The sequence below is a fragment of the Mycobacterium novum genome (genome assembly GCF_010726505.1).
Lineage (GTDB): Bacteria > Actinomycetota > Actinomycetes > Mycobacteriales > Mycobacteriaceae > Mycobacterium > Mycobacterium algericum.
Map to the genome: position 1 here is coordinate 1470755 of NZ_AP022562.1, position 21318 is coordinate 1492072.

The 21318-nt window shown below is 67.5% G+C and carries 25 protein-coding genes; 11 read left to right on the plus strand and 14 right to left on the minus strand.

What is annotated here, in order from left to right; translation table 11 throughout:
• Positions 1-7: 7 nt before the first annotated feature.
• From G6N19_RS06725 to G6N19_RS06735, 3 genes are read left to right on the plus strand one after another with little or no spacing between them, the layout of a single operon-like run.
• Positions 8-832: a carbon-nitrogen hydrolase family protein gene (locus tag G6N19_RS06725; RefSeq protein WP_193466033.1), complete on the plus strand. Its 825-nt coding sequence runs from the start codon at positions 8-10 to the stop codon at positions 830-832.
• Positions 829-1872: an LmeA family phospholipid-binding protein gene (locus tag G6N19_RS06730; protein ID WP_232062554.1), complete on the plus strand. Its 1044-nt coding sequence runs from the start codon at positions 829-831 to the stop codon at positions 1870-1872. The genes G6N19_RS06725 and G6N19_RS06730 overlap by 4 nt, the downstream gene beginning before the upstream one ends.
• A gap of 9 nt (positions 1873-1881) precedes the next feature.
• Positions 1882-2646 (plus strand): LmeA family phospholipid-binding protein, encoded by a 765-nt coding sequence (locus G6N19_RS06735; RefSeq protein ID WP_049792824.1) that lies wholly within the window; start codon positions 1882-1884, stop codon positions 2644-2646.
• Between the two features lie 58 nt (positions 2647-2704).
• Here the strand turns inward: G6N19_RS06735 and deoC are convergent, their stop codons facing one another.
• From deoC to G6N19_RS06765, 6 genes are all read right to left on the minus strand, one after another.
• Complete coding sequence (deoC, locus tag G6N19_RS06740) at positions 2705-3388, minus strand: deoxyribose-phosphate aldolase (RefSeq protein WP_193466034.1); 684 nt, start codon at positions 3386-3388, stop codon at positions 2705-2707.
• On the minus strand, positions 3388-3789 hold the full coding sequence (locus tag G6N19_RS06745; RefSeq protein WP_193466035.1) for a DUF2599 domain-containing protein: 402 nt from the start codon (positions 3787-3789) through the stop codon (positions 3388-3390). Before G6N19_RS06745 ends, deoC begins: the two co-directional genes overlap by 1 nt.
• A 5-nt stretch (positions 3790-3794) precedes the next feature.
• Positions 3795-4067, minus strand: coding sequence for a DUF2516 family protein (locus G6N19_RS06750; RefSeq protein WP_041316890.1), 273 nt, complete (start codon positions 4065-4067; stop codon positions 3795-3797).
• Between the two features lie 52 nt (positions 4068-4119).
• On the minus strand, positions 4120-4740 hold the full coding sequence (locus G6N19_RS06755; RefSeq protein WP_013827405.1) for a hypothetical protein: 621 nt from the start codon (positions 4738-4740) through the stop codon (positions 4120-4122).
• Between the two features lie 55 nt (positions 4741-4795).
• Complete coding sequence (locus tag G6N19_RS06760; protein ID WP_013827404.1) at positions 4796-5188, minus strand: helix-turn-helix domain-containing protein; 393 nt, start codon at positions 5186-5188, stop codon at positions 4796-4798.
• Positions 5189-5275: 87 nt separating this feature from the next.
• Positions 5276-6640 carry a DUF445 domain-containing protein gene (locus G6N19_RS06765; protein ID WP_232062556.1) on the minus strand — a complete coding sequence of 455 codons (1365 nt, stop codon included), beginning with the start codon at positions 6638-6640 and terminating at the stop codon, positions 5276-5278.
• Positions 6641-6786: 146 nt separating this feature from the next.
• On the opposite strand from G6N19_RS06765, the gene G6N19_RS06770 reads away from it, so the two are divergent.
• Positions 6787-7500, plus strand: a complete 714-nt coding sequence (locus G6N19_RS06770; RefSeq protein WP_083037759.1) for a TetR/AcrR family transcriptional regulator — start codon at positions 6787-6789, stop codon at positions 7498-7500.
• Between the two features lies 1 nt (position 7501).
• On the opposite strand, the gene G6N19_RS06775 is transcribed toward G6N19_RS06770, so the two are convergent.
• The 3 genes from G6N19_RS06775 to G6N19_RS06785 form a co-directional block, all read right to left on the minus strand.
• On the minus strand, positions 7502-8317 hold the full coding sequence (locus tag G6N19_RS06775) for a 3-hydroxybutyryl-CoA dehydrogenase (protein WP_232062667.1): 816 nt from the start codon (positions 8315-8317) through the stop codon (positions 7502-7504).
• 124 nt (positions 8318-8441) lie between these two features.
• A complete protein-coding gene (aceA, locus tag G6N19_RS06780) occupies positions 8442-9728 on the minus strand; it encodes an isocitrate lyase (protein WP_013827400.1) in 1287 nt (428 codons plus the stop codon).
• Positions 9729-10007: 279 nt separating this feature from the next.
• Complete coding sequence (locus G6N19_RS06785; protein ID WP_013827398.1) at positions 10008-10826, minus strand: acyl-[acyl-carrier-protein] thioesterase; 819 nt, start codon at positions 10824-10826, stop codon at positions 10008-10010.
• A gap of 85 nt (positions 10827-10911) precedes the next feature.
• Between G6N19_RS06785 and ramB the strand changes: the two genes are divergently transcribed.
• The 5 genes from ramB (at position 10912) to G6N19_RS06810 (ending at position 16362) form a co-directional block, all read left to right on the plus strand.
• A complete protein-coding gene (gene ramB, locus G6N19_RS06790) occupies positions 10912-12330 on the plus strand; it encodes an acetate metabolism transcriptional regulator RamB (protein ID WP_013827397.1) in 1419 nt (472 codons plus the stop codon).
• Positions 12327-12875, plus strand: coding sequence for a carboxymuconolactone decarboxylase family protein (locus tag G6N19_RS06795; RefSeq protein ID WP_013827396.1), 549 nt, complete (start codon positions 12327-12329; stop codon positions 12873-12875). Before ramB ends, G6N19_RS06795 begins: the two co-directional genes overlap by 4 nt.
• Before the next feature lie 6 nt (positions 12876-12881).
• Positions 12882-14339 carry a DUF92 domain-containing protein gene (locus tag G6N19_RS06800; RefSeq protein WP_193466038.1) on the plus strand — a complete coding sequence of 486 codons (1458 nt, stop codon included), beginning with the start codon at positions 12882-12884 and terminating at the stop codon, positions 14337-14339.
• Between the two features lie 152 nt (positions 14340-14491).
• The gene (locus G6N19_RS06805) at positions 14492-15424 is read left to right on the plus strand and encodes a cyclopropane mycolic acid synthase family methyltransferase (protein ID WP_041316885.1); all 933 of its coding nucleotides are present in this window, start codon (positions 14492-14494) and stop codon (positions 15422-15424) included.
• 50 nt (positions 15425-15474) lie between these two features.
• Positions 15475-16362 carry a cyclopropane mycolic acid synthase family methyltransferase gene (locus G6N19_RS06810; protein WP_013827393.1) on the plus strand — a complete coding sequence of 296 codons (888 nt, stop codon included), beginning with the start codon at positions 15475-15477 and terminating at the stop codon, positions 16360-16362.
• 3 nt (positions 16363-16365) lie between these two features.
• Here the strand turns inward: G6N19_RS06810 and lpdA are convergent, their stop codons facing one another.
• Positions 16366-17766 carry a dihydrolipoyl dehydrogenase gene (lpdA, locus tag G6N19_RS06815; protein ID WP_013827392.1) on the minus strand — a complete coding sequence of 467 codons (1401 nt, stop codon included), beginning with the start codon at positions 17764-17766 and terminating at the stop codon, positions 16366-16368.
• A 99-nt stretch (positions 17767-17865) separates the two neighbouring features.
• Between lpdA and G6N19_RS06820 the strand changes: the two genes are divergently transcribed.
• The gene (locus G6N19_RS06820) at positions 17866-18105 is read left to right on the plus strand and encodes a DUF6364 family protein (RefSeq protein ID WP_013827391.1); all 240 of its coding nucleotides are present in this window, start codon (positions 17866-17868) and stop codon (positions 18103-18105) included.
• Positions 18106-18107: 2 nt separating this feature from the next.
• Positions 18108-18524 carry a PIN domain-containing protein gene (locus tag G6N19_RS06825; RefSeq protein ID WP_013827390.1) on the plus strand — a complete coding sequence of 139 codons (417 nt, stop codon included), beginning with the start codon at positions 18108-18110 and terminating at the stop codon, positions 18522-18524.
• Here G6N19_RS06825 and G6N19_RS06830 read toward each other — a convergent pair.
• The 4 genes from G6N19_RS06830 to exaC are packed head-to-tail and all read right to left on the minus strand — an operon-like array spanning position 18511 to position 21293.
• Positions 18511-19056, minus strand: coding sequence for a hypothetical protein (locus G6N19_RS06830; RefSeq protein WP_013827389.1), 546 nt, complete (start codon positions 19054-19056; stop codon positions 18511-18513). The genes G6N19_RS06825 and G6N19_RS06830 overlap by 14 nt on opposite strands.
• Positions 19049-19327 (minus strand): putative holin, encoded by a 279-nt coding sequence (locus G6N19_RS06835; RefSeq protein ID WP_013827388.1) that lies wholly within the window; start codon positions 19325-19327, stop codon positions 19049-19051. Before G6N19_RS06835 ends, G6N19_RS06830 begins: the two co-directional genes overlap by 8 nt.
• Before the next feature lie 29 nt (positions 19328-19356).
• Positions 19357-19770 carry a DUF779 domain-containing protein gene (locus tag G6N19_RS06840; protein ID WP_193466039.1) on the minus strand — a complete coding sequence of 138 codons (414 nt, stop codon included), beginning with the start codon at positions 19768-19770 and terminating at the stop codon, positions 19357-19359.
• Positions 19770-21293, minus strand: coding sequence for an acetaldehyde dehydrogenase ExaC (exaC, locus tag G6N19_RS06845; RefSeq protein WP_193466040.1), 1524 nt, complete (start codon positions 21291-21293; stop codon positions 19770-19772). Before exaC ends, G6N19_RS06840 begins: the two co-directional genes overlap by 1 nt.
• Positions 21294-21318 lie beyond the last annotated feature (25 nt).

Here is a 21318-nt window from a genome sequence, read left to right on the forward strand (position 1 = left end):
TGGCGCCATGCGGATTGCGTGTGCGCAGATTCTGAGCGGCACCGACCCGGCCGCCAACCTGGAGCTGGTGGCCGACTACACCGAGCGCGCCGCCGGACAGGGCGCGCAGCTGGTGGTGTTCCCGGAAGCCGCGATGTGCCGGTTCGGAGTGCCGCTGGGCCCGGTCGCCGAACCGCTCGACGGGCCCTGGGCGACCGGGGTGCGCGAGATCGCCGACCGGGCCGGCGTGACCGTCATCGCGGGGATGTTCACCCCGGCCGACGACGGGCGGGTCAGAAACACGCTGCTGGCCACCGGGCCCGGAATCGACTCGCACTATCACAAGGTTCACCTGTACGACGCGTTCGGTTTCACCGAATCACGCACGGTCGCACCGGGGTTCGATCCGGTGGTGATCGATGTCGAGGGCGTGGGCGTCGGCCTGTCCACCTGCTATGACATCCGGTTCCCGGTGCTGTACACCGAACTCGCCGACCGCGGTGCGCAGCTGATCGCGGTGTGCGCGTCGTGGGGCGCGGGGCCGGGGAAGCTACGGCAGTGGGAACTGCTGGCGTGCGCCCGGGCGCTGGACTCGACCAGCTACGTCGCCGCCGTCGGGCAGGCCGACCCCGGCACCGCCGGGCCGGCGACCTCGTCGGGCGCACCGACCGGGGTGGGTCACAGCCTGGTCGCCTCCCCGTGGGGTGAGGCGGTGGCGTCGGCCGAGGCGGCCCCGCAACTGCTGGTCTGCGACATCGACCTCGACGTGGTCACCACGGCGCGCCGAACGCTGGCCGTGCTGAGCAACCGTGCCGACTTCGTTCAGGTCGGTAAGGCAGAATCGCGCGGGTGAGCAATCCGCCCGGACCTCCCCACGGCGACCAGTCACCTTGGGCGCGCCCCAGCGGCCAGCCCGGTCAGCAGCCCGGCCAGGGCAAACCCCCGCCCCCGCCGGAGCCGTCCGCGTCACCGACCCGGCAGATGCCGGTCGGCGGGCAGCGTGACGAACCCACCACCCGGATTCCCAGCGCGCCCGCGGCACCCGCGCCGCCGCCACCGGGCCCGCCGCCGGCCGCGTCGCCGGTCTCACCGCCACCGGCCGGTGAGGCGCCCACCACCGTCATCAAGACGCCGGCCGGCGGTCACCGGCCGGCCCGGTTGCTGCGCGATCCGCTGGCCCTGGTCCTGATCTTCGTGACGGTGATCGCGCTGGCACTGGCCGGTTTGATCGGCGCGGAACTGATCGCCCGCCGGATCGCCGACAACAAGGTCGCCAAGGCCACCGAGTGCGTGGTGCACGACAAGGCCACGGTGTCGTTCGGGGTGACGCCGCCGTTCCTGTGGCAGCACTTCACCGGCAACTACACCAACATCTCCATTCGCACCGCGGGCAACCAGGTCAAGGACGCCAAGCAGATGACGGCCGACCTGAACATCTCCGACGTCGACCTGCACGGCACCGGCGACTCCAAGGGCACCATCGGCGCCCTGGACGCCACCCTGACCTGGCCGTCCGCCGGTATCAAGGAGACCGTCCAGTCGATGGTCCCGCTGCTGGGCAACCTGGTCTCGGACCTGAAGACCAACGCCCAGGATGGCACCGTGGAGCTCAAGGGCGCGTTCGGCCTGGCCACCGTCGTGGTCAAGCCCGAGGTGGTCAACGGTGGCCTGTCGCTGAAGGTGCAGAAACTCACCGGCCTGGGCGCGCTGACCCTGCCGCGCGAATCGATCCAGCCGGAGCTGGACCGATTCGCCCGGGAACTGACGAAGCGTTACCCGCTCGGCGTGCGGGCCGACAGCATCCAGGTCACCGACACCGGCGTGGTGGCGCGGTTCTCCAGCCGTGACGCCGCCATCCCGCGGAGCGACGACCCCTGCTTTGCCCACCTGTAACCTGCAGTGATGAGCACATCCGGGGCAGCCAATCCCAAGCATCGGTTCACCGGCCTGCCGGCAGTGCTGCTGGCACTGACAGTGCTGCTGGTACTGGCGGTGGTCGCGCTGTTCGGCGGACAGGCCTATGCGACACACCGGGCCAAGAGCCTGGTCGCAGACGCGGTCCAGTGCGAAGCGGACGACAGCGCCACGGTGTCGTTCGCCTCCGATCCGCCGGTGCTGGCCCAGTACTTGCGGGGCGACTACCCGCACATCTCGGTGCAGACCGCCGGCAACCAGATCCGCAAAGCCAAGGGCATGCAGCTGGACCTGGACATCCGCGACGTCCACGTGCAGAAGAGCGCTGATTCCAAAGGCACCATCGGGTCGCTGGACGGCACCATCACCTGGCCGGCGGACGGCATCAAGCAGTCGATTCAGGATGTGGTCCCGGTGATTGGCAGCATCGTCACCGGCAAGGTCAGCACCGACCCGGCCGCCGGCACCGTCGAGCTCAAGGGCCTGCTCAACCGCGCCACCGTCAAGCCGCAGATCGTCGACAACGGGTTGCACCTGGAGGTGGTGGATCTGGAGGCGCTGGGCAAGGATCTGGACAGCGAGACCGTGCAGCGCAACCTCGATGACCTCACCGGCAAGGTGACCGGCGACCTGCCGCTGGGGATCCACATCGATAGCTCGCAGGTCACCGATTCCGGTGTGGTGGTGAAGTTTTCGACGCGGAACGCCACCATCCCGGCGTCGTCGTCGAGTCAGTGCTTCGCGAGGCTGTAAGCGCTGGCCTGATTACGGCGTCCCGCTGCGCCCGGCCCCGCCGCGCTTGCGAACGCCGTTAGCCCAGCCCGTCGAGCACCGCCCGGGTGCTCGACAGTCCCAGCCGGGTCGCCCCGGCATCCAGCATCGCGAGCGCATCGTCGGCGCTGCGGATGCCCCCGCTGGCCTTGACGCCGAGGCTGCCGCCGACGGTGTCGGCCATCAGCCTCACCGCGCGCACCGACGCCCCGCCGGTCGGGTGAAACCCGGTGGAGGTCTTGACGAAATCCGCGCCGGCGTCTGCGGCGGCACGGCAGGCGGCAACCAGCGTGGCCTCACCGGCCAACTCCAACAGCGCTGCGGACTCCACGATCACCTTGAGCACGGCGTCGGGCGCGGCGGCCCGCACCGTGCCGACGTCGGCGCCCACCGCGGCGAAATCGCCCGCCACCGCCGCGCCGACGTCGATGACCATGTCGATCTCGGCCGCCCCGGCCGCCACGGCCAACGCCGCGTCCTGCGCTTTGACCACCGGCAGATGCTTGCCGGACGGGAAGCCCGCGACCGCGGCGATCCGGACGCCGGCCGGGTTGGCCGCCGCGGCGATGGCCACCATCGACGGCGAGACGCACACCGCGGCGACACCGAGTTCGGCGGCTTCGGCGACGAGGGCGACGACCTGCTGGGTGGTGGCTTCGGGCTTGAGCAGGGTGTGGTCGACCAGTTCGGCCACCCGGGCGCGGTCCCAGCGCTGAGCAGACATCAGAAGGCCTCTTCCTCGGCGCCGGGGTTACAGCCGGATTCGAGCATCGTCACGCCGTCGACGACGGGCCGCCACGGCTCCAGGTTCCAACTGGTCTTGCCGGGCCGGGCGAACTCGGCATAGTTCCAGTGGCAGCGGAATTGGTCGCGCATGCTGACGGTGTCGGCATCGGGGGCGGCGGCGAGCACTTCGCGCCAGGCCTGCTCCCCCTCGGCGGCGGCGTCCACCCGCGCCGCCGCGGCCCGGCCGGCCGGCGTCGGATACACCCGCAGGCTGGCCAGTCCCGACCCGCCCGAGTAACTCACCCACTCGGTGCGGTCGACGAAGCCGGTGTCGGCGGCGGCCGGCGCCGCAACGACCAGTGCGGCCGCCAGGGCCGCGAACAGGATCGAACGCAACATCGGCGTTAGTGAGACTTGCCTTGAACCTCGAGCAATCGGGGCCGCACATCGACCAGGTAGACCCCGGCCGCGCAGGCGGCGATCGCCATGCCCATCACCTGCAGCACCAGGGCCAACAGTCCGCACACTCCCAGGATCACCAGCCATACCGGCTTGGTGAGCTTGTCGGCGGCGGTGTAGGCATCGGCACGCTGCATCGCCGCGTGGACGAACGCGTACACCGCGGTCGCGAACACGACAAGCTGCAAAACGCCAAGGACGGTACCCACCAGGCTCATAGCGACCACGCTGCAAGCCTAGGCGGGTACCGTCCGGGACGTCGAACTGCGTTTACTTCTGGGTGACCTTCTTTGCCGGAGCCTTCTTGGCCGGGGAGGCCTTCTTGGCTGCAGAGGCAGAAGCCTTCTTGGCCGGGGCCTTCTTGGCGGGAGCCTTCTTGGCCGGGGAAGCCGTCTTGGCCTCCTCCTTCTGCGGCAGCTCGATGCCGACCAGCTTGGCAGCGCGCTCGCCGACCTCGCGGGTCTGGGTCGCGACGTTGCCCAGCACCTCCTGGGTCAGCTCGACAGCCTGGTCGACGTAACCCTCCACCTGCGCCGAGGCGTCATCGAGGCCGGACTGGTTGCGCAGCCGCACCAGGGCGGCCTCACCGCGCGCCACCAGGTCGCTGTACCGGCCGCTGGCGGCCTCCGCGTAGCCCTCGGCGGCCCTGCGCAGCTCGTCGGCGGTGAAGCGCTCGCGCAGCTCGGCGAACTGCTCGGGCAGCTCCTCCTGCAGCTTGGTCAGGCGGGCACGGCTCTCCTCGACGCGGGTGGTGGCGTCCTCGCGGGCCTCACCGGCGCGCTCGCGCAGGGTGGCGACGAGGTCGGTCACGGTAGCCAGGGCCAGGTCGGCGGCGCCGATCGCGGCGAGCAGCGGGGCCTTCAGTTCGTCGATGTTCGGGTTCTCGGCCATGTCTGTTTCCTTTCGGTTGGGTTTCTGGTTTGTCGGTCAGGAGGACGAAGGATGATCAGGCAGGTGTCGTCTCCTCACCGTCGGCTTCGTTCTGCTGGACGAAGGAGGTGTAGATGTCGAGCAGAACCTGCTTTTGCCGTTCCGTGATCGCCGCGTCCGAAATGACGGCGTCGCGGACCTCGCTCTTCTCGCTGGGCTCCAGGATTCCCGCCCGGATGTAGAGCACCTCGGCGGAGACCCGCAGGGCCTTGGCGATCTGATTGAGGACGTCAGCGGAGGGCTTGCGCAACCCGCGCTCGATCTGGCTGAGGTAGGGATTGCTGACGCCGGCCTTGTCGGCCAGCTGCCGCATGGACACCTGCGCGGCTTCGCGCTGCGCCCGGATGAAGCTGCCGATGTCCGCCGCGGCCGTGGAGACGACTGCGGCGAGTTTGTCATCCTGCGACACCGGTGACCCCTTTCGTGGACTTACGACTGCTGACAAATGCCACGATACGGCCTAGTGCTAACTTTTGCAAGCACCTGCTAGCGCAGGTCAGAACATAAGTTGAGCTATGGCGTAGATCCCCAGCCCCGCCAGCGCACCCACGACGGTTCCGTTGATCCGAATGAATTGCAGGTCACGCCCGACATGCAGTTCGATGCGCCGACTGGCCTCCGCGGCGTCCCAGCGCTCGATGGTTTCGGTGATGATCGCGGTGATCTCCACCCCGTATTGGGCGACCAGGTGCTGCGCGGCCCGGACGATCCAGTTGTCCACTTTGTCGCGCAACTCGACGTCGTCCCGCAGCGACTCACCGATCTGCACCACCGCGGCGGCGACGCGGGTGCGCAGCGCGCCCGTCGGGTCGTCGACCCCCTCGAGCACGTACCGCTTGAGGGTCGCCCACGCCGTCGCCGCCGCTTTGGCGACCTCTTCGCGCGCCATCACCTGGTCCTTGACCGAGTCCGCTTTGGCGATGGTGGCGGCGTCGTACTGCAGGTCGTTGGCGAACTCGAACAGGAACCGGGTCGCGTTGCGGCGCAGTTCGTGGTCGGGGTTGCGGCGCACCTTGTCGGTGAAGTCCATCAACTCGCGGTGGATCCGGTCGCCGACCAGGTGGTCGACGAACCGCGGCGACCAGGTGGGCGAGTCGCGCTCGACCACCCGCTGGATGACTTCGCCGGCGTTGAGCGACCACTGGAAGGCCCGGTCGGCCAGCAATTGGATCAACGCCTCCTGGCGATGCTCGGCGAGCAGGGTGCCCAGCATCCGGCCGACCGGCGGACCCCACTGCGGCTCGGCGATGCGCCGCACGATCATCCGGTCGATGACGTATGCGACCTCTTCGTCTCGCAGCAGTTCGACGAGCACCCGCAATACGGTCGCGGTCTCGGCGGCCACCCGCTCGGCGTGCGTCTGCTCCGAGAGCCACTTGCCCAGCCGTCCGGCGACCTGGGCGTCGCGCAGCTTGGTCTCCACCACCGGCGGTGACAGGAAGTTCTCCCGCACGAAGGTGCCCAGACCCTCACCGAGTTGGTCCTTCTTGCGTTTGATGATCGCGGTGTGCGGGATCGGAATTCCCAGCGGGTGCTTGAACAGCGCGGTGACCGCGAACCAGTCGGCCAGCGCGCCCACCATGCCGGCCTCGGCGGCGGCACCGACATAACCGACCCACGGCCCGACCCCGCCGTGAGCAGCACTGTCTGCCTGCGCCCACCGGCACAGCAGGAAGACGACGGTCGCGCCGAGCAGGAAGCTCAGCGCGACCACCTTCATCCGGCGCAGATCGCGCAGCCGTACCGCGTCGGCGACCGGATCGGCATCTGCGAAGGACTCTGCCAGCGACTGCACGGTCCGTGCAGCACCCGGCCACGTCGGGCGGTTCTCTCGATGCACCACCCCACCATCATCCGCCATCTTTGCCGCTCGGTATATGCGGCAGTTCCAGCTTCGCCTCACCTCCGGCGAGCCTCGCTAAACCGCCGGTAACTGTTACCGGCCCACGAAGTTTGCTGGACCGCGCCGTATTATCTAATACGTCTAGTGAATGGGAATCCGCGATAGTGGCAGAGCAGCCTAGGGCCGGCACCGCCAAGACCGATGGTCGAAAGCGGCGTTGGCATCAACACAAGGTCGACCGCCGAAACGACCTGATCGACGGCACGATCGAGGCGATCCGGCGCCGGGGCCGGTACGTGAGCATGGACGAGATCGCCGCCGAGATCGGGGTGTCCAAGACGGTGCTCTACCGCTATTTCGTCGACAAGAACGACCTGACCACCGCGGTGATGATGCGCTTCGCGCAGACCACGCTCATCCCCAACATGGCGGCTGCGCTGTCGGCGAATCTCGACGGCTTCGACCTGGTCCGCGAGATCATCCGGGTGTACGTGCAGACCGTGGCCAACGAGCCCGAGCCGTACCGATTCGTGATGGCCAACAGCTCCGCCAGTAAGAGCAAGGTGATCGCCGACTCCGAGCGCATCATCGCCCGGATGCTCGCGGTGATGCTGCGCCGCCGGATGACCGCGGTCGGCATGGAGACCAGCGGCGTCGAGCCGTGGGCGTACATGATCGTCGGCGGGGTGCAGTTGGCCACCCACTCGTGGCTGCTGGATCCGCGGATGAGCGCCGACGACCTGATCGATTATCTGACGATGCTGAGCTGGAATGCGCTGTGCGGCATCGTCGAGGTGGGCGGATCGCTGGAGAAGTTCAACGCCGGCCCGCATCCGTCGCCGATGCTGCCCTGGCGCCGGGCGGCCCGGGCTCAGTAGGTCAGTAGGTGTAGAAGCCCCGGCCGGACTTCTTGCCGAGCTGACCCGCCTCGACCATGCGCAGCAGCAACGGCGGCGCGGCGTAGAGCGGCTCCTTGAACTCCTCGTACATCTTGTCCGCGATCAGCTTGAGGGTGTCCAGGCCGACCAGGTCGGAGAGCCGCAGCGGGCCCATCGGATGCGACAGCCCGGCGACGATGGCCTTGTCGATGTCCTCGACGGTGGCGAAGCCGGATTCGAGCATCCGCACCGCCGACAGCAGGTAGGGCACCAGCAGGGCGTTCACCACGAAACCGGAGCGGTCCGAGCAGCGCACCACCTGCTTGCCCAGCACCGCGCTGGCGAACTGCTCGGTGCGGGCGGCGGCGGCGGTGTCGGTGACCAGCGTGCTGACCAGTTCGACCAGCGGCAGCACCGGCACCGGGTTGAAGAAGTGCAGGCCCAGCACCCGCTGCGGGTTCGCCGTCGCCGCGGCGATCTTCATGATCGGAATGGAGGAGGTGTTCGACGCCAGCACCGCGTCCGGGTCGGTGATCACCCGGTCCAGTTCGGCGAAGATCTTGGACTTCACGGTGTCGTCTTCGATGACGGCCTCGATGACCAGCTGCCGGTCGGCGAGCTCGCCCAGGTCGGTGGTGAAGGTCAGGTTGCCGACGGCGTCGTCGCGCTCGCGTTCGGTGATCTTACCCGCGCTCACCCCGCGCTCCAGCGACTTGACGATCCGGTTGCGGCCGGCGGTGACCAGTGCGTCGGTGGTTTCGAAGACCTTGACGCCGACGCCGGCGCGCGCCGACACCTCGGCGATGCCGGCGCCCATCTGCCCGGCTCCGATGACACCTACTCGTTGGATCGACACAGCACTCCTTGCGTTGGTACGGCGAACAGACACCAAAGCCCCTCGACACGTCGGTGCCAAGGGGCTTTCGTGTCTGCTCGGCAGATTAGTGGAACTGGCCCTCTTCGGTGGAGCCGGCCAGCGCCGTGGTCGACGACGTCGGGTCGACGGTGGTGGCGATCCGGTCGAAGTAGCCGGCACCGACCTCGCGCTGGTGCTTGGTGGCGGTGTAACCCCGCTCCTCGGCGGCGAACTCGCGCTCCTGCAGCTCGACGTAGGCGCTCATCTGGTTGCGGGCGTAGCCGTGGGCCAGGTCGAACATCGAGTAGTTCAGCGCGTGGAAGCCGGCCAGCGTGATGAACTGGAACTTGAAGCCCATCGCACCCAGCTCGTTCTGGAACTTGGCGATGGTGGCGTCGTCGAGGTGCTGCTTCCAGTTGAACGACGGCGAGCAGTTGTAGGCCAGCATCTGGTCGGGGAACTCGGCCTTGACGCCCTCGGCGAACTTGCGCGCCAGCTCCAGGTCCGGTGTGCCGGTCTCCATCCAGATCAGGTCGGCGTACGGCGCGTAGGCCTTGGCCCGGGCGATGCACGGCTCCAGGCCGTTGCGCACCCGGTAGAAGCCCTCGGCGGTCCGGTCACCGGTGATGAACGGCTGATCGCGCTCATCGACGTCGGAGGTGATCAGGGTGGCGGCCTCGGCGTCGGTGCGGGCGATCACCACGGTCGGCACGCCGGCCACGTCGGCGGCCAGCCGGGCCGAGGTCAGGGTGCGGATGTGCTGCTGGGTGGGGATCAGCACCTTGCCGCCCAAATGGCCGCACTTCTTCTCCGAGGCCAGCTGGTCCTCCCAGTGCGAGCCCGCGACGCCCGCGGCGATCATCGCCTTCTGCAGCTCGTAGACGTTGAGCGCGCCACCGAAGCCGGCCTCACCGTCGGCCACGATCGGGGCCAGCCAGTTCTCGACCGAGGTGTCGCCCTCGACCTTGGCGATCTCGTCGGCGCGCAGCAGCGCGTTGTTGATCCGGCGGACCACCTGCGGCACCGAGTTGGCCGGGTAGAGGCTCTGGTCGGGGTAGGTGTGGCCGCTCAGGTTGGCGTCACCGGCGACCTGCCAGCCGGACAGGTAGATGGCCTTCAGGCCGGCCCGGACCTGCTGGACGGCCATGTTGCCGGTCAGCGCACCGAGGGCGTTGATGTAGTCCAGGTCGTGCAGCTGCTCCCAGAGCACCTCGGCGCCGCGGCGGGCCAGGGTGTGCTCCTCGACGACGTGGCCTTGCAGCGCGACGACGTCCGCCGCGGTGTAGGTGCGGGTGACACCCTTCCAGCGCGGGTTGTTGTCCCAGTCGTGCTGGATCTGCTCGGGGCTCTTCGGCGTGCCAACGGTCGACATGGCTACTCCTTCTGGTCGCGATCGTCGGGCGCTTCTCGAATTTGCCAAACACCCCGACGGATTCACTGGTGTGTTAATGCGACCTTGGCACAGCACATCCGCCCAGGTCCACTGGTTTTCGTTGCCAAGTTTGGCAAAACAGTACGGTCGTTATGCGAAGTTTGCGAAGAATCTCTGGGAGGCCCCGTCGTGGTAGCCGTCGAATAAGCTACCGGCGGGTAACATATCCGCACAGGTCAACGAGGGTATTAGCAGTACGCCCGTACTGACTAGAACGTGTTACAGCGGAAAGATCGCCGCGAGCGCTTTGACCTCTTCGCCGACGACGTATGTGAGCGTTCTAACAGCACGATCGGCCAGTGCGGACCCGAAGCGATCGGTCGATCCAGCCGGGTGAATGTGCGAGACGATCTCTAGTTTGTCGCCCAGCGCCACGGCAGCGTCGTGTTCCAGCGTCACCCGCAGCGGCGCCGCGAGCAGTTCGGGGTAGCTCGACAGGTAGTCCTCGACCACGCTCCAGTACACCGAGTTGTTCACGTGGTCGAACAGGTCGATGTCGGTGAACCGGATCGGGTACTCGTGGATCTCGGCCGAGTCCTCACGGTCACCGGCTTTCAGGTAGGCCTTCCAGCGCAACCGGTCGACGCTGGTGGTGCGTCTCAGTCCGGCTAGGAAGTCGTCGGAGATGCGCGACGGGCCCTGCGTCTCGCGGTTGATGTTGATCCAGAACGCCTCGGATTCGATCAGGCCGCCGCTGCGTTTCCCGTCGATGCGGACCCGCATCTCGCACCAGCGGTTGGAGGTGCCCGAACACCAGCGCCGCACCCGCAGCATGTCCTGGAACTCGATCGGGCGAATCACGTCCATCATGGTGCGGCGCACGATCCACAGCGGGTGGGTCTCCTGGTAGCCGCCCTCGCGCAACTGGTCCTGGCCGATGTCCTGGATGTGTCGGGCGGCCGCGTCCATCCGGAGCCGGCCCGCCCGGTCGATGTCGGCGACGCGCAGCGGCCACTGCCGGTCGAAGACATCGGGATGCGGGTCGGGCACCGGCATCAAAACCTTGGCCAAACCGGTCGGCTCGTCTGTCTGCTGCATCGCGATGCTCCCCGTAGATTTCCCCGAGCGATCATGCCATGCCAATAATGCGAACGCGGCCTTCGCAACGGGTAACCTCGGCGGCGTGGCCAAGACCTACGTCGGCGCCAGGGTGCGCCAGCTGCGCAGCGAGCGCGGGTTCAGCCAGGCCGCCCTGGCACAGCTGCTGGAGATCTCACCGAGCTACCTCAACCAGATCGAGCGCGACGTCCGGCCGCTGACGGTGGCGGTGCTGCTGCGCATCACCGAGGTCTTCGGCGTGGACGCCACCTTCTTCGCCTCCCAGGACGACACCCGGCTGGTCGCCGAGTTGCGGGAGGTCACCATGGACCGCGACCTCGACATCGACGTCGATTTGACCGAGGTGGCCGAACTGGTCAGCGTCCACCCCAAACTGGCCCGGGCCATGGTCAACCTGCACCGCCGCTACCGGATCACCACGGCACAGCTGGCCGCGGCCACCGAGGAGCGCTACACCGACGGCAGCGGCACCGGCGCGATCACCATGCCGCACGAAGAGGTCCGCGACTACTTCTACCAGCGACAGAACTACCTGCACGAACTCGACACCGCCGCCGAGGAACTGGCCACCCGGATGCGAAGGCACCAAGGCGAATTGGCCGTCGAACTGGCCAATCGTCTGACCGAGGTGCACGGCGTGCACATCAACCGCCGGATCGACCTGGGCGAGACGGTGCTGCACCGCTACGACGCGCAGACCAAGACGCTGGACATGGGCCACCACCTGTCGTGGGGGCAGCGGGTGTTCAAGATGGCCGCCGAGCTGGCGTACCTGGAGTTCGACGACTTGATCTGCGCCATGGTCGAAGAGGGCAAGTTCACCTCGAAGGACTCCCGCACGCTGGCCAGGCTGGGGCTGGCCAACTACTTCGCGGCGGCGATCGTGCTGCCTTACGGCCAGTTCCACGACAGCGCCGAGACTTTCCGCTACGACATCGAGCGGCTCTCGGCGTTCTACCGGGTCAGCTACGAGACCATCGCGCACCGGCTGTCCACCCTGCAGCGACCGTCGATGCGGGGCGTGCCGTTCTCGTTCGTCCGGGTCGATCGGGCGGGAAACATGTCAAAACGTCAGTCGGCCACCGGTTTTCACTTCTCTTCCAGCGGCGGAACCTGCCCGCTGTGGAACGTCTACGAGACGTTCGGCAACCCGGGCAAGATCGGCGTGCAGATCGCGGAGATGCCCGACGGCCGCAAGTACCTGTGGGTGGCGCGCACCGTCGAGCGCCGAGCGTCGCGCTGGGGCCAGCCGGACAAGACGTTTGCGATCGGGCTGGGCTGCGAACTGCGCCAGGCCCACCGGCTGGTCTACTCCGAAGGGCTCGATCTCAACGGTGATAACGCCACCCCGATCGGGGCCGGCTGCCGGGTCTGCGAACGCGACAATTGCCCGCAACGGGCGTTCCCGGCGCTGGGCCGTGACCTTGATCTCAACGAACACCGCAGCACGGTGTCGCCGTATCTGGTAAAGCAACAGCGGTGAACTCTCGCATCCCCGAAGCCCCCGGCCTGCGCGACCTCGGTCTCGCCAACTGGCTGGTCTGCAAAGTCATCGCCCGCCGTCAGCAGGTGCCCCGAGCGCACCTGTTCACCACGCTCGGCCAGCACCGGCGATTGATGTGGTCCTGGCTGCCGTTCGGCGGGATGCTGATGCGGGGCGGCAAGCTGTCCACCCGCGACACCGAGTTCGTGATCCTGCGGGTCGGCCACCTGCGTGACAGCCAGTACGAACTGCAGCACCATCGCCGAATGGGCCGTGCAGCCGGCCTCGACGACGACACCCAGGCGCGCATCTTCGAAGGCCCCGGTGGCCCCCGTTTCGACGAGCTCACCGCCCGCCAGCGCGCCATGCTGACCGCGATCGACGAACTCGTCGGCACCCGCACCCTCTCCGATGCCACCTGGGCGGAGTTGTCGAAGCATCTGGATCGTCCGCGGCTGATCGAATTCGTGATGCTGACGTCCCAATACGACGCACTGGCCGCCACCCTGAGCGCGCTGCGGGTGCCGCTGGACTTCGACGAGTAGCACTGCGTGGCGGACACCGGTTGGCACGATCTGGCCGTCGCCGGGGGCGGAACGCTGGCGATCGCCGCGGTGCTGATCGTGGTCGGGCGGATGCTGCTGCGGCGAGGCGCCGGACCGCTGGTCACCCGTAAGATCCCGCACGCGTTGTGCGGGCTGTTCGCCGCCGCGGCCGCGTTCGAGCTGACCAACAAAGCGGTGGTGGCGGGTGTGCTGGCCGCCGCGACGGTGGCCTTGGCGTTCATCGTGGAGCGTGGCCTGGTTCCGGTGCCGGGTGTGTTCGACGGCACCCGCTCCCGCGACTACGGGCTGGTCGGGTTCGCCGGCGGCGCCTTGATCGCGGTGCTGGCGTTCTGGCCGGACCGGGTAGCGATCGCGACCGGGGTCGTGGTGCTGGGGCTGGCCGATGCGGGTGCGGCCCTGGTCGGGGACCGGTTCGGCAGACACCGCGTGGCGGCCGGTGGCGGGGTGCGCACCCTGGAGGGCTCGGTGGCGTTCGTGGCGATCGCCTTCGCAGTCTCCCTGACGTTCTGCCTGGCGGCCCTTGAACTGAATTCGTTTATGGCGGTGACGGTTTCGCTGTTCGTCGCGGTGTCGACGGCGGCCGTGGAGCTGCTGGTGGTACCGGCGGCGGACAACCTGCTGATCACGCCGTGGGTGGCGCTGCTGTTGCACGTCGCGCGTGACCTGTCGACCGATGATGCGCTGCGCTGGCTGGCCGCGGTGGTATTCGGCTGCGCCATCGTGCCGTTCATGATCCGGATGCGCTGGCTGGATCTGCCCGGGGCGCTCTGCGGCGGCCTGATCGCCGGCGTCGCCGTCGGCCTGGGCGGCTGGGCCTGGATCATCCCGGCCGCGGTGTTCTTCTCGCTGACCAGCGTCCTCACCGCCTACCGCCGGCCCGGCCGTGCCTCGAGCATGCGCGGTATGAGTCAGGTGGCGGTCAACGCGGGTCTTCCGGTGCTGGTCCCGGTGGTCGGGTTCGCGTTCACCCGGGACCCGCTGTGGTACGCGGTGTCCATCGGCGGTATCGCCGCCGGCATCGCCGACTCGTGGGCATCGGAGATCGGGCGGTTCTCCGGCCGCGAGCCGCTGTCGCTGCGGACGCGGGGCCGGGTTCCCAAGGGCACGTCCGGCGCGGTGTCACCGCTGGGTTCGGCCGCAACGGTGCTGGGCGCGTTGCTGGTGGGTGCGTTCGGCGCCCTGTTCGGCGGGCCGGCGATGGTGCCGGTCGGGTTGGCAGCCGGCATCGCCGGCTCGCTGGTGGACACCGTGATCGGCGCCACCGCGCAGGCCCGCTTCCGCTGCGAATCCTGCGGGGCCACGGTGGAGGACGCGCTGCACTGCGGGCGCCCCACCGAGCCGTCCGCCGGGTGGCGGTGGGTGGGAAACGACGTCGTCAACGCCGGTGCGAACCTGACCGGGATGCTGGTCGGGTGCGCGGTTTACCTACTTCTCGCGGCCTGACCCGCGGTATACGACGCCGATCGCCGAACGGACGGGTACGCCGCGCCGAAAATTCAGGGTGCACTCCGGCTTGCGAAGCGTAGTGTCAACACAAGTGTTGAGCCACCAGCATGCATCGTCCCGACCTCAGGTCTCGTCCGGCAGGACCAACAGTGGCAGATTCAACAAACGCAGGATCCAGCGCACAGTCCAAGTGGCTCTCGAAGTCCGCGGCTCAGACGCGCGGCTCCGACAAAGACGAAGTGCAGTTTCACTACGACATCTCCAATGACTTCTTCAAGCTGTGGCAGGACCCGTCGCAGACCTACAGCTGCGCATATTTCGAGCGCGACGACATGACGCTGCAGGAAGCGCAGCGGGCCAAGGTCGACTTGTCCTTGGGCAAGCTGGGCCTGAAACCCGGGATGACGTTGCTCGACATCGGCTGCGGCTGGGGCTCGACGATCATGCGGGCGGTCGAGAAGTACGACGTCAACGTCATCGGTCTGACGCTCTCGGAGAACCAGAAGCAGCACATCGAAGCGAACCTGTTCGCGAAATCGACGAGCAAGCGCCGGATGGAGGTGCGGTTGCAGCCGTGGGAGGAATTCGACGGCCAGGTCGACCGCATCGTGTCGATCGGCGCATTCGAACATTTCGGCTTCAACAACTACGACGACTACTTCAAGAACACCTTCAACTGGATGCCCGACGACGGCGTGATGCTGCTACACAGCATCATCATCCCGAGTGACGACGAGATCCGGGCCAAGAAGCTACAGCTGACGATGTCGCGGGTGCGGTTCATCAAATTCATCATGGACGAGATCTATCCCGGCGGGCGTCTGCCGTTGGCCGCACAGGTCACCGAGCACGCCAGGAACGCCGGCTACAGCATCACCCGCGAGCAGCATCTGCAGCCGCACTACGTCCGCACCCTGGACACCTGGGCGGCAAACCTCGAGGCCAACAAGGACGAGGCCATCGCCATCACCTCCGATGCGGTCTACCAGCGGTTCCACAAGTACCTGACCGGCTGCGCAGACCTGTTCCGCCAGGGCTACACCGATGTCGTGCAGTTCACCTGCGAGAAGGCCGCTGCTTAGCCGGGCTTTCACGCGGGCACCCCGATCCAGGAGGACAGGAGGTCAAGTAGATGGCCGACCCGACGTCGAGCGCACCCAAGATGGCGGTTGCCTATGAGGACGTGCAGGCTCACTACGACATCTCGAACGATTTCTTCAGCGTGTTCCAGGATCCGACCCGGACCTACAGTTGCGCCTACTTCGAGCGCGAGGACATGTCGCTGGAAGAGGCGCAGCTCGCCAAGATCGATCTCGCGCTGGCCAAGCTGGACCTGGCACCGGGGATGACGCTGCTCGACGTCGGCTGCGGGTGGGGATCGGCGATGCGTCGGGCCATCGAAACCTACGACGTCGATGTGGTGGGATTGACGTTAAGCAGAAACCAATGCAGCCTCGGCCAGCGCCTGCTGGACGACGTCGACACCGACCGCTCGCGCCGGATCCTGCTGCGCGGCTGGGAGGAGTTCGACGAGCCGGTCGACCGCATCGTGTCCATCGAGGCCTTCGAGGCCTTCCCCAAAGAGCGCTACGCCGCGTTCTTCGAGCTGTGCCACCGGCTGATGCCGCGCGACGGGCGGATGGTCCTGCAGACCATCATGGGCCACCCACTGAAGCGCTGGCCGGAAATGGGCATCCCGATCACGATGACAGACCTGCGATTCATGCGCTTCATCGCCAAAGAGATCTTTCCCGGCGGCTCGGTGCCGTGCGACGACGATGTCATCGAATACTCCGCCGCCGCAGGGTTTTCGGTGGCCGACCGCCACGACCTGACGCCGGATTACGTGCGGACCCTGGACACCTGGGCGACCCGGCTGCAGGCCGCCCGCGAGCAGGCGATCGCGGCGACCTCACCGGAGGTCTACGACCGGTACGTGAAGTACCTGTTGGGCTGCGCGGACTTCTTCCAGCGCAACATCAGTTACGTCGCCCAGTTCACGCTCGCCAAGGGGAACTAGGCGTCAGAAGTTGATCATGTGGCCGATCAGGCCGTGGAAGCACTCCTGCAGCGCCTCGGACATCGTCGGGTGGGTGTGAACGTTGCGGGCCAACTCGTTGGCGGTCAGGTCCCACTTCTGCGCCAGGGTCAGTTCCGGCAGCAGCTCGGAGACGTCGTGGCCGACCAGGTGCCCGCCGAGCAGTTCGCCGTAGCGGGCGTCGGCGATCAGCTTCACGAACCCGCTCGGGTCACCGGCGCCGTGCGCCTTGCCGTTGGCGGTGAACGGGAACTTGGCCACCTTCACGTCGTAGCCATCGGCGCGGGCCTGTTCCTCGGTGAGGCCGAAGCTGGCCACCTGCGGCTGGCAGAAGGTGGCGCGCGGCATCATCCGGTAGTCACCGAGCGGCATCGTCTCGGCGCCGCCGATGGTTTCGGCGGCCACCACGGCCTGCGCCTCGGCGACATGGGCCAACTGCAGCAGGCCGGTGACGTCGCCGATGGCGTAGATGTGGCCCACCGAGGTCTGCATGTACTCCCCGATACCGATGGCGCGCCGCTCGGTGAGCGCCACCCCGGCGGCATCCAGGCCGTAGCCGTCGACGTTGGGAGCAAAACCGATGGCCTGCAACACCTTGTCGGCCTTGAGCTCCTCGCTCTGGCCGTCTTTGCTGACGGTGACCGTGACCGACCCGCCGGCCCCGTTATCCACGATGGACTCGACCTTGGTGCCGGTGCGGATCTTCACCCCCAGCTTCTTGAACTGCTTCTCGATCTCCTTGGAGACGTCGGCGTCCTCGTTGGGCAGCGCCCGGGGCAGGAACTCCACCACCGTGACGTCCACGCCGTAGTTGGCCAGCACGTAGGAGAACTCCATGCCGATAGCGCCGCCCCCGGCGATGATGATCGAGCCCGGCAGCTCCCGGCTCAGGATCAGCTCCTCGTAGGTGACGACGTTGTCCGACAGCGAGGTGCCCGGCACCAGCCGGGTGCTGGACCCGGTCGCGATGATCGCATGAGCGAAGGTGACGTTCTCGGTTCCGCCGTCGTTGAGTTCGACTGCCAGGGTGTTGGCGTCGGTGAACCGGCCGTAGCCGTGGATCTCGGTGATCTTGTTCTTCTTCATCAAGAAGTGCACCCCCGCGACCCGGCCGTCGGCGACCTTGCGGCTGCGGTCGAATGCCGCGCCGTAGTCGAAGCTCACCTCGCCGCTGATCCCGAAGGTCTTGGCCTCGCGATTGAAGATGTGCGCCAGTTCGGCGTTGCGCAGCAGCGCTTTCGACGGGATACAACCGACGTTCAGACAGACCCCGCCCCAGTATTTGGGTTCGACGATGGCGGTGTTCAAGCCCAGCTGGGCGGCGCGAATGGCCGCGACATAACCACCGGGGCCGGCTCCGAGGACTACGACGTCATAGTGGGTCACCCGCTCACCCTATCGGGCCGCGCGGTTCCCTCGCAGCGGCGGTGGGCACGTCAAACCACACCCGCGGAATGTCTGTGTTTCCGCGCTACACTGAAACACATGGCATCGAAGAACATCACGCTGACCATGCCGGCGGAGCTGGTTCGTCGCGCAAAGGTGTTGGCGGCACAACGCGACATGTCGGTGTCGAGTCTGGTCGCGCGATTGCTCGAGCAACTTGTCGGCGAGGTGGCGGACTATGACGACGTGGCCGACCTCGAGAGACGGATGATGAGCGGCGTCGCCGGCCTGCAGGTCGGACCGATCACCTGGTCCCGGGACGATCTTCACGAGCGCTGATCATGGAGTTCGTCGACACCAATGTCTTGCTGTACGCCTACGACGCGACCGCCGGTGAGCGGCACGAGGCGGCTCGCGTGCTGGTGGACCGGCTGTGGCGCGACCGCCTGGGTGCGCTCAGCGTCCAGGTGCTGCAGGAGTTCTACGTCAACGTGACGCGTAAGGTCGCCAAACCGATCACCCCGGAATCTGCTGCCGATAGGCTCCGGAGCTTGTCACGATGGCGGGTGCACTCACCACTGGCCGACGACGTGATCGCCGCGACGTCGTGGTCAACTCGATACCAGCTCTCCTTCTGGGACGCGATGATCGTGCGCAGCGCCGCCGAACTGCGGTGCGACACCTTGTGGACCGAAGATCTCAGCGACGGGCGGCTGATCGAAGGCGTCCGGCTGGCCAATCCGTTCAGTACGGGATGATTCCGCCGACGCAGCGGTCCACGTGCTGGCAGAAGTAGTGGCCGTACAGCGGTGCCGCGGCGACCGCCGAGGCGAACACCGCCGACATCAGCGCGAGCGCGACCGCCGACAACAGCGGCTTCTCTCCCACCATCGCCACGATCAGCCCGGCCACCACGCACACGGCCGCGTAGACCACCACGACGAACACCGCCGGGGTCTTGTCGGCCAGCGCATACCACCACGAGAACAGCCCCAGCCCGATCCCGGCCGCCGGAATCCACACCCCCACCAGCACCAACGCGAACTGCCACCACTTCAGGAAGCGGTACTGCCCCTCCACCACGACCGGCTTGGGCGGTTTGGCCGGGGCCGGCCCGGCCTTCGACTCGGGCCCGATCGGCTCCGGTTCCGGCCGGGCCTCGAGCCCCGGTTGCGGTTCGAGCTCGCCGGACAGCCCGGGCAGCGGCGCCGGATGCGGGCCGGTGTCGAAGATGGGCGCCATGTGCGGCTCGGTCATCGGCAGCGCCCCGGTGTCGGTGGTCTCAGACACCCGAGACCGCCTGAATCGCCGCCAGCACCCCGAACCAGCCGAGACCGAGCGCGAGGAGAAACGCACCCAGTCCGGTTACCCAGCGGCGCGACGAGGCGAACACCAGGACCAGCCCGGCGACGGTCGGCGCGACGAGCACCAGCGCGATCACGACATCCGGGCGCAGCGGCGCGGTGACCAGCAGGGTCGCCCCGATCCCGGCCAGTACACCGGCGGTGGCTCCGACCAGCATGATGCTGCTCAACAACCAGGGGCGCGGCAGCGGAATCACACCAGCAGATTCTACGACCGCAACCCCGCTCAGCGCGGTAACGACCCGGTGATCACCGGGACTTCCTCCAGGGCGGCGTTCTCGTGGTCGGTGAAGGCGCGCGCCCGGGACAGGAACCGCAGCCCCTCCGGCGCCTCCAGGCTGAACCCGGCGCCGCGGCCGGGCACCACATCGATGATCAGCTGGGTGTGCTTCCAGGCCCCGAACTGCGGCCCGGAGATCCACACCGGCACCCCGCCGCCGGCGACTCGGTCGATGCTGAGCACACCGAGCAGCACGTCGTGGTCACCGACGATGAAGTCGCCGTCGGGGTAACACATCGGCGCCGAGCCGTCGCAGCAGCCGCCGGACTGATGGAACATCACCGGACCGTGCCGGGCCACCAGCCGTGCCAGCAGTTCGGCTGCCGCCTCGGTGATCCGCACCCGCTCCGGTGCGCCCATCAGAACAATCCCGTCGCGGTCTCCGAGTAGGACACCAGCAGGTTCTTGGTCTGCTGGTAGTGATCGAGCACCATCTTGTGGTTCTCCCGGCCGATCCCGGACTGCTTGTAGCCGCCGAACGCGGCGTGCGCGGGGTAGGCGTGGTAGCAGTTGACCCAGACCCGGCCGGCCGCAATGTCACGGCCGGCCCGGTAGGCGGTGTTGCCGTCGCGGCTCCACACCCCGGCGGCCAGCCCGTAGAGGGTGTCGTTGGCCTGGGCGATGGCGTCGCCGTAGTGGCTGAACGAGCCCACCGAGACCACCGGGCCGAAGATCTCCTCCTGGAAGATCCGCATGTTGTTGTGGCCGGCGAAGATCGTCGGCTGCACGTAGTAACCGCCGGACAGTTCCCCACCCAACTCGGCGCGCTGGCCGCCGGTGATGACCTTGGCGCCTTCGGCCTTACCGATCTCGATGTAGGACAGGATCTTCTCCAGCTGGTCATTGGAGGCCTGCGCCCCGACCATCGTGGTGCTGTCCAGCGGGTCGCCTTGGCGTATCGCCTTGGTGCGGATCGCGGCCAACTCCAGAAACTCGTCGTAGATCTCGGCCTGGATCAGCGACCGCGACGGACACGTGCACACCTCGCCCTGGTTGAGAGCGAACCCGGCGAATCCCTCCAGCGCCTTGTCCTGGAAGTCGTCATTGGCCGCCAGCACGTCGGCGAAGAAGATGTTGGGGCTCTTGCCGCCCAGCTCCAAGGTGACCGGGATGATGTTGTGACTGGCGTACTGCATGATCAGCCGCCCAGTGGTGGTCTCACCGGTGAAGCCGATCTTGGCGATCCGGTTGCTCGACGCCAGCGGCTTGCCGGCCTCGACCCCGAAACCGTTGACCACGTTGACCACCCCGGCCGGCAGCAGCTCACCGATCAGGCTCAGCAGGTACAGGATCGAGGCCGGGGTCTGCTCGGCCGGCTTGAGCACCACCGCATTGCCGGCCGCCAATGCCGGGGCCAGCTTCCAGGCGGCCATCAGCAGCGGGAAGTTCCACGGGATGATCTGACCCACCACCCCCAGCGGCTCGTGGAAGTGATAGGCCACGGTGTCGTCGTCGAGCTGGCTCAACGCGCCCTCCTGGGTGCGGATCGCCGCCGCGAAGTAGCGGAAATGATCGGCCGCCAGCGGGATATCGGCGGCCAGCGCCTCCCGGATCGGCTTGCCGTTGTCCCACACCTCGGCCACCGCGAGCTGTTCGCGATGCGCATCGATGCGATCGGCAATCGCGCTGAGCACCGCCGCCCGCTCGGCCGCAGACGTCTTACCCCACGCCGGCGCCGCCGCATGCGCCGCATCCAAAGCCAGCTCGATATCCGCCGCGGTCGAACGCGCGACCTCGCAGAACACCTGACCGGTCACCGGGGTGATGTTCTCGAAATACTCACCACCGACCGGCGCCACCCACTGCCCGCCGATGAAGTTGCCGTAGCGCGACTCAAAACTCATCAGCGCCGCCGCGCTGCCCGGACGTGCGAAGACGGTCATCAGTGATTCCCTCTGCCTTGACGGT

What these genes read in the sequence shown, in the direction of transcription:
- G6N19_RS06735 (WP_049792824.1), top strand. Translation starts at nt 1,882, where the DNA reads ATGAGCACATCCGGGGCAGCCAATCCCAAGCATCGGTTCACCGGCCTG.
- G6N19_RS06725 (WP_193466033.1), top strand. Translation starts at nt 8, where the DNA reads ATGCGGATTGCGTGTGCGCAGATTCTGAGCGGCACCGACCCGGCCGCC.
- G6N19_RS06785 (WP_013827398.1), bottom strand. Translation starts at nt 10,826, where the DNA reads ATGCAGCAGACAGACGAGCCGACCGGTTTGGCCAAGGTTTTGATGCCG.
- G6N19_RS06765 (WP_232062556.1), bottom strand. Translation starts at nt 6,640, where the DNA reads ATGGCGGATGATGGTGGGGTGGTGCATCGAGAGAACCGCCCGACGTGG.
- G6N19_RS06745 (WP_193466035.1), bottom strand. Translation starts at nt 3,789, where the DNA reads ATGTTGCGTTCGATCCTGTTCGCGGCCCTGGCGGCCGCACTGGTCGTT.
- G6N19_RS06840 (WP_193466039.1), bottom strand. Translation starts at nt 19,770, where the DNA reads ATGGGCGCACCGGAGCGGGTGCGGATCACCGAGGCGGCAGCCGAACTG.
- deoC (WP_193466034.1), bottom strand. Translation starts at nt 3,388, where the DNA reads ATGTCTGCTCAGCGCTGGGACCGCGCCCGGGTGGCCGAACTGGTCGAC.
- G6N19_RS06820 (WP_013827391.1), top strand. Translation starts at nt 17,866, where the DNA reads ATGGCATCGAAGAACATCACGCTGACCATGCCGGCGGAGCTGGTTCGT.
- G6N19_RS06775 (WP_232062667.1), bottom strand. Translation starts at nt 8,317, where the DNA reads ATGGGCGCCGGCATCGCCGAGGTGTCGGCGCGCGCCGGCGTCGGCGTC.
- exaC (WP_193466040.1), bottom strand. Translation starts at nt 21,293, where the DNA reads ATGACCGTCTTCGCACGTCCGGGCAGCGCGGCGGCGCTGATGAGTTTT.
- G6N19_RS06810 (WP_013827393.1), top strand. Translation starts at nt 15,475, where the DNA reads ATGGCCGACCCGACGTCGAGCGCACCCAAGATGGCGGTTGCCTATGAG.
- G6N19_RS06825 (WP_013827390.1), top strand. Translation starts at nt 18,108, where the DNA reads ATGGAGTTCGTCGACACCAATGTCTTGCTGTACGCCTACGACGCGACC.
- aceA (WP_013827400.1), bottom strand. Translation starts at nt 9,728, where the DNA reads ATGTCGACCGTTGGCACGCCGAAGAGCCCCGAGCAGATCCAGCACGAC.
- G6N19_RS06755 (WP_013827405.1), bottom strand. Translation starts at nt 4,740, where the DNA reads ATGGCCGAGAACCCGAACATCGACGAACTGAAGGCCCCGCTGCTCGCC.
- G6N19_RS06750 (WP_041316890.1), bottom strand. Translation starts at nt 4,067, where the DNA reads ATGAGCCTGGTGGGTACCGTCCTTGGCGTTTTGCAGCTTGTCGTGTTC.